The 8,644-nt window shown below is 61.1% G+C and carries 7 protein-coding genes; all 7 read right to left on the bottom strand.

The annotated features are described in order from the left end of the window. Positions 1 to 201: 201 nt before the first annotated feature. Positions 202 to 528, bottom strand: a complete 327-nt coding sequence (locus tag EYB53_RS24340; RefSeq protein WP_167857601.1) for a hypothetical protein — start codon at positions 526 to 528, stop codon at positions 202 to 204. 424 nt (positions 529 to 952) lie between these two features. Next, positions 953 to 1,354, bottom strand: a complete 402-nt coding sequence (locus EYB53_RS24335) for a hypothetical protein (protein ID WP_135482042.1) — start codon at positions 1,352 to 1,354, stop codon at positions 953 to 955. A 144-nt stretch (positions 1,355 to 1,498) separates the two neighbouring features. Continuing rightward, entirely contained in the window at positions 1,499 to 2,206 is a 708-nt protein-coding gene (locus EYB53_RS24330) for a glycosyltransferase family 2 protein (protein WP_167857600.1), read from the bottom strand. 10 nt (positions 2,207 to 2,216) lie between these two features. After that, positions 2,217 to 3,620 (bottom strand): glycosyltransferase family 4 protein, encoded by a 1,404-nt coding sequence (locus tag EYB53_RS24325; protein ID WP_135482037.1) that lies wholly within the window; start codon positions 3,618 to 3,620, stop codon positions 2,217 to 2,219. Continuing rightward, on the bottom strand, positions 3,617 to 4,390 hold the full coding sequence (locus EYB53_RS24320) for an SDR family oxidoreductase (protein ID WP_135482035.1): 774 nt from the start codon (positions 4,388 to 4,390) through the stop codon (positions 3,617 to 3,619). The genes EYB53_RS24325 and EYB53_RS24320 overlap by 4 nt, the downstream gene beginning before the upstream one ends. A 96-nt stretch (positions 4,391 to 4,486) precedes the next feature. After that, positions 4,487 to 5,035 (bottom strand): 2-amino-4-hydroxy-6-hydroxymethyldihydropteridine diphosphokinase, encoded by a 549-nt coding sequence (locus EYB53_RS24315; RefSeq protein ID WP_135482033.1) that lies wholly within the window; start codon positions 5,033 to 5,035, stop codon positions 4,487 to 4,489. Between the two features lie 613 nt (positions 5,036 to 5,648). Continuing rightward, positions 5,649 to 8,375, bottom strand: a complete 2,727-nt coding sequence (gene acnA / locus EYB53_RS24310; protein WP_135482031.1) for an aconitate hydratase AcnA — start codon at positions 8,373 to 8,375, stop codon at positions 5,649 to 5,651. Positions 8,376 to 8,644: the final 269 nt, after the last annotated feature.

The raw sequence follows: 8,644 nt of genomic DNA, 5'->3' as shown, positions 1-8,644 counted from the left end.
CGATACGAGGGATCGTGCGACATCAGCACCGCATGAGCAAGCAGGAAAAGACGATTACGTCGCCATCAGCCCCTGCGCGAAGCGCTTCGTTCAACACGAAGTAGACAGCGATTCGGCGGCCTCGATCAGCCTTACCCGTGCTAGGCCGCGATGATACCACCTACATCGGCCCTCGATGGTGCGACGCCGCACGGTTGCCGCCTAGCCACGATCCTGGTCGGTGCGACGGTGCTTCATGTGCCGTCTCTCCACCGTGCGTGCTCGACGACGCCACGCATCATTGCGCTCCATTATCCAGGAGTTTGTTCCCCACCATGCCGTATCATTCAAGCTGAGCGGAACGGTATGCATCCATGCGCCGAAGACAATGCTGCGTTGCGCATCGAAGCGGCCTCTGTCGCATGGGTGCATCGCTGCATCCAGTTTCACGCTCCCCGCCATCACCGCGAACGTGGAGTTGCCGAGATCAGCGCGTTGCGGTCCCATCTCGCCGTGGCAAGCGAGGTCGCGGCGCTGGCGCACCCGCATGCCCGCAGTCGCTCGCTCGCCGGGCGCACGATATCCGCATCCAGACTCGACGCACGCGTGCAGCATTGCACCACACCACATCCCACACCGCGATCCGGGCGGACTGGAGGGCCAACCGGCGCTCGTCATACGAAGCCTCGGGCGCGAACCCAAGCATGTCCGCCATGAGCCGCCAAAAGAGGTTGCGCGGATGCGCATCGTACTGCCCGGCAGCCAACGAGGCCGTGCTTGGCATCGTACCAAGAATCAAGCGTTCCGCTGTCGCAGCGCTGATCGGCGCAAAGCTATGAAGATGCGGCGTTCCCGGCATGGCGTTCCTCATACAACTCGTATGCCAGTGTCCAATATCTCTTTTACCAGTGGGTTGCTCGGCGTGAAATCTCTAGGATTGAACGACAAGACCTCCAAATCAGTGCTGACAGCTTCAGGCAAAATACTCCTGTGCTTTCTGCACCATCACGCGCTTGAAAGCTGTCAAATGCTTAAGCAAGCCAAAGAACGGAATGGGAATGATTTCCTGGTTAGCTTCACGTTGAGTGGCTCTTGAGATACGGCCACTCAAGGCCAGTTCGCGCCCGGCTTGTTCGTAAGCAGCGTAAACTGTGCGGATTTTCGGGAAGCGTTCTGCGGCTTGAGGATCGTGCCCATGGCCAAAGATTCGTCCGCCGCTTCGGATCAACTCGCCGACGTGGGGCGCATCCATGAATCGTGCGAAAATGCGGAAGTACGCGTGCGCATTGCTTGGCGTTTCTGGGTCAAGGTTGTCGCAGACTATCATGCCAAGCAACGATTGATTTTGCATTTCGCCAGCGTCACTACTTCGCACTCGGCGCCAACTCCTTGTGCCCCCATAAATAGGCGGTCAATCAACACACGAGTGGGGCCTGAGTCGCCGCGATAGCTGGCGTTAATGGCTAGAATTTTCATTTGTGACTTGTGTGTAACATCTGAGATTTGCTTATCGAGCTCACTACGCCCCCCGATGCTGTAAAAACGCCGCGTAGTCGTTCAGGTTGTCTTGCGTGGTGCGATCGGCGATCTGGAACGAGCGGTTCTTGTAATGGAAGAGCACGGCCCGCGTGGCGATCAGGCTGCGAAAGCCGTGCGGGTAGAGCCGGCTAGCGAGCTCTTCTTCGTTGTGGTAGTTCAGGTTTTGTGGGTCGAACAGCATATCGGGCGCGAGCTCGTAGGCGATCACGCTGCGTTGTACGCCGAAGAAGAAGCCGTTCACGTTGAGCCCCTCTGGTAACTCGATCACCGCAGGCGATTCGGGCGTATAATTCGTGGTCCACTGTTCCTGGTTGTACGGTGCGCCCTCGGGGTTGCACACCGGGCCGACGATACTTTGCGGCCGTTGCGCGAGCAGATCGGCCATAAGCTCGATCGCGAGCGGTGCCAGCAGGACGTCGTTGTTGGCGAGGAACAGATTTTGCCACGCGCCGGCCTTGAAATAGGCATAGGCCTTGTTCCACGAATCCGTCACACCGCCGGGCACCTCTTTGGCGATGATGTGCTTCACCCCCCATTCGCGGACGAACGCCACGGTATCGTCGCTGCTGGCATCATCCACCAGCAACAGATCGAACGGCTTCGTCGGCAACGCACGGATCGACTCTAGCATCTGCCGCGTGTATTCAAGCTGGTTGAACGTGGTGATGGCGATCAAGCTAGGATGCATACGGGTTTTCCTACTTCGGCACGACATACCCCGCCCGATACCAGCGATCCACAGTCGCTGCATCGGCGCTGGCGGCAGCGGCCTGCGCAGGGGTGAATCCGCCGGGGTGGGCGGCGATCAGGTCGCTCAGCAGCGGCTCGCGCTCGTGGCGGGCCGCAAAATCGTGAAACACCATCCCGTCGCCCCACGTGTAGCACCATGGGGCCAGTACATAGCTCGTCTGCGCGCCCAGCGGCACAACCCGCGTCGGCGCAGTCGGCACTTTTTGCGCATTCAGGATGGCCCGAGCATATGCCTGCAACTGCTGCGCAATCGCAAAGTTGGCGTGCAGATAGGCCATCGTCGCGGCTGATGTACGCGTGCCCTCGCGCCAGATTGTCGCAGCGAGCGCGGCAGCGGCGGCGTTGTCGTCGTAGTGTACCTTGGCAACCAGGTTGTCTGGCAAGAGTGAGCGATGGGTCGCCACCCGCGCAACAATCGCCGGGGTGCCGCAGGCGAGCGACTCGTAGGCCACATTGCCGAAGGCCTCGACAAATGAGCCCAAGACAAGCGTCACATCGCCGAGCCGGTAGTAGTCGGGCATCAGGCTTTGCGGGATCCACTCGTGGAAGATGAAGTGCTTACTCAAGTCGCGCGTGGCGATCGTCTCCAGCGCCTCCTGGTAGAAAGCGCGTACATCGGGGGCGATCTTCTCGTCATACCAGCGCGGCACCAGGACGCGCAACGACGTGCAGCCGTACTGGTGTACCAACGCATCGGCGACGGCGATGGTTTGGCGCAGGCCCTTGGTTGGCTCGGGGCGGTGCGGGTGCAACACGACGAAATGTTGCTCAGGATCGATCCCAACCAGGTCGCAGATCGCCCGTGAAGGCGGGCCGGGGCGGAACTGGTCAAAGTCAATTCCGTTGTTGATCGTGATGGCCCGCTGCGGCAGTTCAGGCAGGAAGCGCCCGGCGGTGTGCAGGTAGACCTGGCGCGAATACTCGGCGATGGCGATCAGCGTATCGGCGCTGAACAGGAAGCTGCCCAGGATCGTCTCGGGATAGACATTGTCGCGCAGCGAGATCACCGTCGGCACATTGCAATAGAGGAACGGCACGAGCAACTCGCCGTCGTGCATATAGAAGCGGTCGGCGGTGGCGAGGCGATCGCCGACGGTCTGGATGATCTCGGCGATCTGGTAGGCCGGCACGGCGTACGGTTCGGGGAAGGGCTGCTTGAAGGGCAGCACGGGCAGTACTTCCACGTTCTCGTGCCAGCGGAACGGGTGCGCCTCGGGGTGACGCGTGCAGAGCACCGTCACATCGTGGCCAAGTTCGCCCAGATGCGTCAGCACCGTGCGCTGGTGCTTGGCCGAGCCGCCGATCACCCGGTCGGGGAAGAGCGGGTTGATCGAAAAACCGACGATCTTCATACTTTGTCCTGGTCAAACTGCGCGGCGTTCTGGCCGATATTGGTCAGGCCTTCGCCGCCGTCAACCGTCAGCACCTGGCCGGTGATGAAGCGGCTGCCGAGCAGGTACAAAATGGCACCGGTGATGTCGTCGGTGGTGCCCTGGCGGTGCAACGGGATGCCCTGGATGCGCCACGCCACATACTCGGGGCTGCGTGTGCCGGCGGGCAGCACCACGCCGGGGGCCACGCCGTTCACCGTAATGCGCGGGGCGAACTCCAGGGCGGCCATCCGCGTGAACTCGACCAGCGTCTTCTTCGCCAGCAGGTAGGCGGCGTATTCGTACTGGTTGAAGGCGAGCTTGTTGTCGATGATGTTGATCACGCTGCCCTGCTCTACCTGTGCGGCAAAGGCCTGGGTCAGAAAGAACGGCGCACGCAAATTCACCTGGAACTGCTGATCGAAGATCGCGGCGGTGGTGTTGGCTATCGTCGCCTGGGTGTAGGCCGAGGCGCTGTTGACCAGGACGCGCAGATTCGGCATCGCCGTATGCACGGCTGCCATGTAATCCGGGATCGCCGTGACATCGGCGAGATCGAGCGGGGCCAGGTGGCACTGTACCCCCAGGGCGCGGATCTCGGTGGCGGTAGCTTCGGCGGCCTCGGACGAGCGGCCGTAGTGCACCACAATATCGTAGCCGGCGCCAGCGAGCGCCAGCGCAATCGCACGGCCCAGGCGAATTGCGCCACCGGTGACGAGCGCGGCAGGGCGGGATGATGGCTCAGTAGACACGAGATTTCCTCATATTGTTACGCGCTTGATGCGACAGATAAAAGACGACGACGGATGAACGAGCATTGCTCGGCAGAGCGCACTGTGGAGGCCCTGTTACGCCTTGTGATAACGCGATCCCTCGCGCACGATGGTCAGCGGCACCGCCCCGATCACCAGATCGTGGAAGGGTAAGCTCACGCCCGGTGCCAGGTCAGGTTGTTCGGCATCGGTGTGCATACCAATAGCGGCGATCAGTTCGAGCAGCATCGGGCGCGTATACGGCTCATGCGGCAACAGATCGGCGGGAACCTCCAGCACACCAACTGCCAGGCCAAAGAGCGGGTCGAGGTCAGCGGTACGGCTCTTCGTTTTGCTGCCCGGTGCGCCGCGATCGCGCCCAAAGGCGGTTTCGAGCGCATTACAGATCTGCTTTAGTTGAAGGGCTGACAGATCCAGATCAATGCATGCGACCGTATTCAGGAACGGATCGCCGATGACCCCGACCGGTGCTGTTTCGACGACGCGGCCCAGGTGCAGCGTTGGGGCGAGTTCGAGCAGCGCTTGCACCATCCGTGGCAGATGCACGTGCGGCGCAATATTACTGCCAAGGCCAAGAAAGTAGCGCATATATGTAGTATACGGGAAGAATGAGTGGTCTGTCAACGAAGGTTTCTGACTTGGCAAGGCGGTTGCATCATACGAAACCGGATACAAAAACAGGGCACCCGCAAGGGGTGCCCCTACCGGCCGGGGGCCGGATCCGGTGTACGGGCACCCCTTGCGGGTGCCCTGGCGAGGGACAGGCCGGGGGCCGGATCCGGTGTACGGGCACCCCTTGCGGGTGCCCTGGCGAGGGACAGGCCGGGGGCCGGATCCGGTGTACGGGCACCCCTTGCGGGTGCCCTGGCGGGATACAGGCCGGGGGCCGGATCCGGTGTACGGGCACCCCTTGCGGGTGCCCTGGCGGGATACAGGCCGGGGGCCGGATCCGGTGTACGGGCACCCCTTGCGGGTGCCCTGGCGGGGTGCATACACGGAAGATGCAATCGTCATCTCGATCGTCCGCAGATTACGCAGATTACGCAGATTACGCAGATTATAGCTTCCGCATCTGCGTAATCTGCGTAATCTGCGGACACTATCTAACCCTACTGGTGGGTGTGGCGTCAGGGCATACGCGTAAGCCTCCGGTTGGGGTTTGGGGGCTGCAGTCGCCAAGAAGCGCGCTTGTGCTGGGAGCGTGGGCACGGCAGTGCCGTGCCCACGCGCATTCATCCTATGCTGCTTCGTTGAGCAGTTGCCGCAGGACGTACTGCAAAATGCCGCCGTGGATGTAGTACTGGATCTCTTGCGGGGTGTCGATGCGGGCAAGCGCTTTGAAGGTCAGTACGCTACCATCTTCGCGGGTTGCCTGAACGGTCAGTTCGCGCCCGTTGGCAAAGCTGGTTGCAATGGCTTCGGGTAGCCCGATGACGGTGAAGGTTTCGGTGCCCGTCAGGCCCAGGCTCGCAGCATGCTCGCCCGGCAGGAATTGCAGCGGTAGGACGCCCATGCCGACCAGATTCGAACGATGGATGCGTTCGTAGCTTTCGGCAATCACCGCTTTGATGCCCTGCAGATAGGGTCCTTTGGCGGCCCAGTCACGCGATGAGCCCGAGCCGTACTCTTTGCCAGCGAGGATCATCAGCGGTGTGCCGTCGGCTTTGTAGCGCATTGCAGCATCGTAGAGCGGCATCACTTCGCCGGTGGGCAGGTAGGGGGCAAAGCCGCCTTCGGTGCCGGGAGCGAGTTGGTTGCGTAGCCGAATGTTGGCAAAAGTGCCACGTACCATGACTTCGTCGTTGCCGCGCCGCGAGCCATAACTATTGAACTCGCTGGTGGTCACGCCATGCTCGATCAGGTATTTCCCGGTAGGTGAGTTGACTTTGATGCTACCGGCTGGCGAGATATGGTCGGTGGTGATGCTGTCGCCAAGCACGGCCAGCACGCGGGCACCAGTGATCGGCTGCACCTCGGTCGGGGCCGCTTTGCTCATGCCGTCAAAGTAGGGAGGGCGACGGACATAGGTGCTCGTGGCTTCCCACTCAAACCGATCCCCCGTCGGAATGGCGATGTTTTCCCACAGATCGTCGCCCACAAAAACGCTCGCATAGCTTGAACGATACATATCCGACTCGATGGCCTGGGCAATCGTCGCTTCAACCTCGGCCTGCGTCGGCCAGATATCGCGCAGAAAGACCGGCTTGCCCTCGTTGTCAGTGCCCAGTGCTTCGCTGGTCAGATCCATATCAATCCGCCCGGCGAGCGCATAGGCGACGACAAGGGGCGGGCTCATCAAATAATTGGCCTTGACCTCGCTCTGCACGCGCCCTTCAAAGTTGCGGTTGCCCGACAGTACCGAGGCCACCACCAGGCTGCCCTGCTCAATCGCCGCGCTGACCTCTTCGGGCAGCGGCCCCGAGTTGCCGATACAAGTGGTACAGCCATAGCCAACGGTATTGAAACGGATCGCATCAAGATAGGGGGTCAGGCCGGCTTTATTAAGATACTCGGTCACAACCTTCGAACCAGGGGCCAGCGATGGCTTGACCCAGGGCTTGGTATTCAGCCCACGCTCGACCGCTTTTTTGGCGACCAAGCCGGCGGCAACCATCACCGACGGGTTTGAGGTGTTGGTACAACTGGTAATGGCTGCAATCACCACCGAGCCATGATGAAGCTTGTGCTCAGCATCGGTATAGGGCAGCGGCACGCCACTGGCGGCAAAATCGCCGTTGTTGCCATTGCTGCCGATCATCGTCTTGACCGCCTGATGAAAGCTCTCATTGACGCCACTCAAGCGGACGCGATCCTGAGGACGTTTCGGCCCGGCGACCGACGGCTCTACCGTTGCGAGGTCAAGCTCAAGCAGCGAGGTATACTCGGCGGCGGGGGTCGAGGCATCGTGGAAGAGGCCCTGCTCCTTCATATAGGCTTCGACAAGGGCGACGCGCTCTTCCGGGCGGCCCGAGAAGCGCAGGTAACGCAGGGTTTCGGCATCAACCGGGAAGATGCCGCAGGTGGCGCCATATTCGGGGGCCATATTCGCGATCGTCGCACGGTCGGCCAGCGGCAATTCAGCGAGACCGGGGCCAAAGAATTCGACAAACTTGCCGACAACGCCATGCTTGCGCAGCATCTCCGTGACCGTCAGCACAAGGTCGGTCGCCGTGGCACCCTCGCTCAACTTGCCGGTGAGGCGGAAGCCAACGACCTGAGGAATAAGCATCGAGACCGGCTGCCCAAGCATGGCCGCCTCGGCTTCGATGCCACCGACGCCCCAGCCGAGCACGCCGAGCCCATTGATCATCGTCGTGTGACTATCGGTGCCGACGAGTGTATCGGGATACGCCTGTACCGGGCCCGTCGCCCGGGGATTCTCATCGCTTGTAAAGACGACGCGAGCCAGATATTCGAGGTTGACCTGATGCACAATGCCATTGCCGGGGGGCACCACTTTGAAATTCTGGAACGCCGTCTGGCCCCAACGCAGAAACGCATAGCGCTCTTTATTGCGCTCAAACTCAAGATCTTTATTGATCAGCAGGGCCGCCTCAGAGCCAAAGGCATCAACCTGAACCGAGTGGTCAATCACGAGTTCAACTGGCTGAAGTGGATTGATCAGGCTCGGATCGCCGCCCATCTCAGCCATCGCATCGCGCATCGCCGCCAGATCGACGACACACGGCACACCGGTGAAATCCTGGAGGATGACGCGCGCCGGGGTAAACGCAACTTCCCGGTCAGGCTCGGCCTGCGGCTGCCACGCGGCGAGGGCGCGGATATCATCAGCCGTAACGGAACGACCATTTTCAGTACGCAGCAAATTTTCAAGCAAAATACGCAGTGAGTAGGGCAAGCGGCTAAGCTCCACCCCCTGTTGGGCAAGGGCTTCCAGGCGATAGATCTCATACTCACGTTCACCAACCTTGAGGGTCGCACGAGCATCAAAACTGTTTTTCATCACGGTCTCCTCTGGCTCACCGGCGCGCCGACTGTGGCGGCCAATATGCACCTTCTGATCGCCTTGATTATAGCACGCACTCTTTATCTGGGGCGTAGCCTTCAAGGGGTTTCATGCGTAGCGGCAAAGCACCCGCCCGCGAGCATAGTGCAGCCTCGGGATGCGGCAGGGGGAGGGACTTCGCCCCCAGGGCGATTGCATCTTCCGTGTATGCGCACCCCGCCAAGGCACCCGCAAGGGCACCCGCAAGGGGTGCCCGTACACCGGAT

This window comes from Candidatus Chloroploca mongolica (assembly GCF_004762035.2).
Classification (GTDB): Bacteria; Chloroflexota; Chloroflexia; order Chloroflexales; family Chloroflexaceae; genus Chloroploca; species Chloroploca mongolica.
This window is presented reverse-complemented; position numbering and strand designations above follow the sequence as displayed.

What these genes read in the sequence shown, in the direction of transcription:
- EYB53_RS24340 (WP_167857601.1), bottom strand. Translation starts at nt 528, where the DNA reads ATGCGGGTGCGCCAGCGCCGCGACCTCGCTTGCCACGGCGAGATGGGA.
- EYB53_RS24330 (WP_167857600.1), bottom strand. Translation starts at nt 2,206, where the DNA reads ATGCATCCTAGCTTGATCGCCATCACCACGTTCAACCAGCTTGAATAC.
- EYB53_RS24325 (WP_135482037.1), bottom strand. Translation starts at nt 3,620, where the DNA reads ATGAAGATCGTCGGTTTTTCGATCAACCCGCTCTTCCCCGACCGGGTG.
- acnA (WP_135482031.1), bottom strand. Translation starts at nt 8,375, where the DNA reads ATGAAAAACAGTTTTGATGCTCGTGCGACCCTCAAGGTTGGTGAACGT.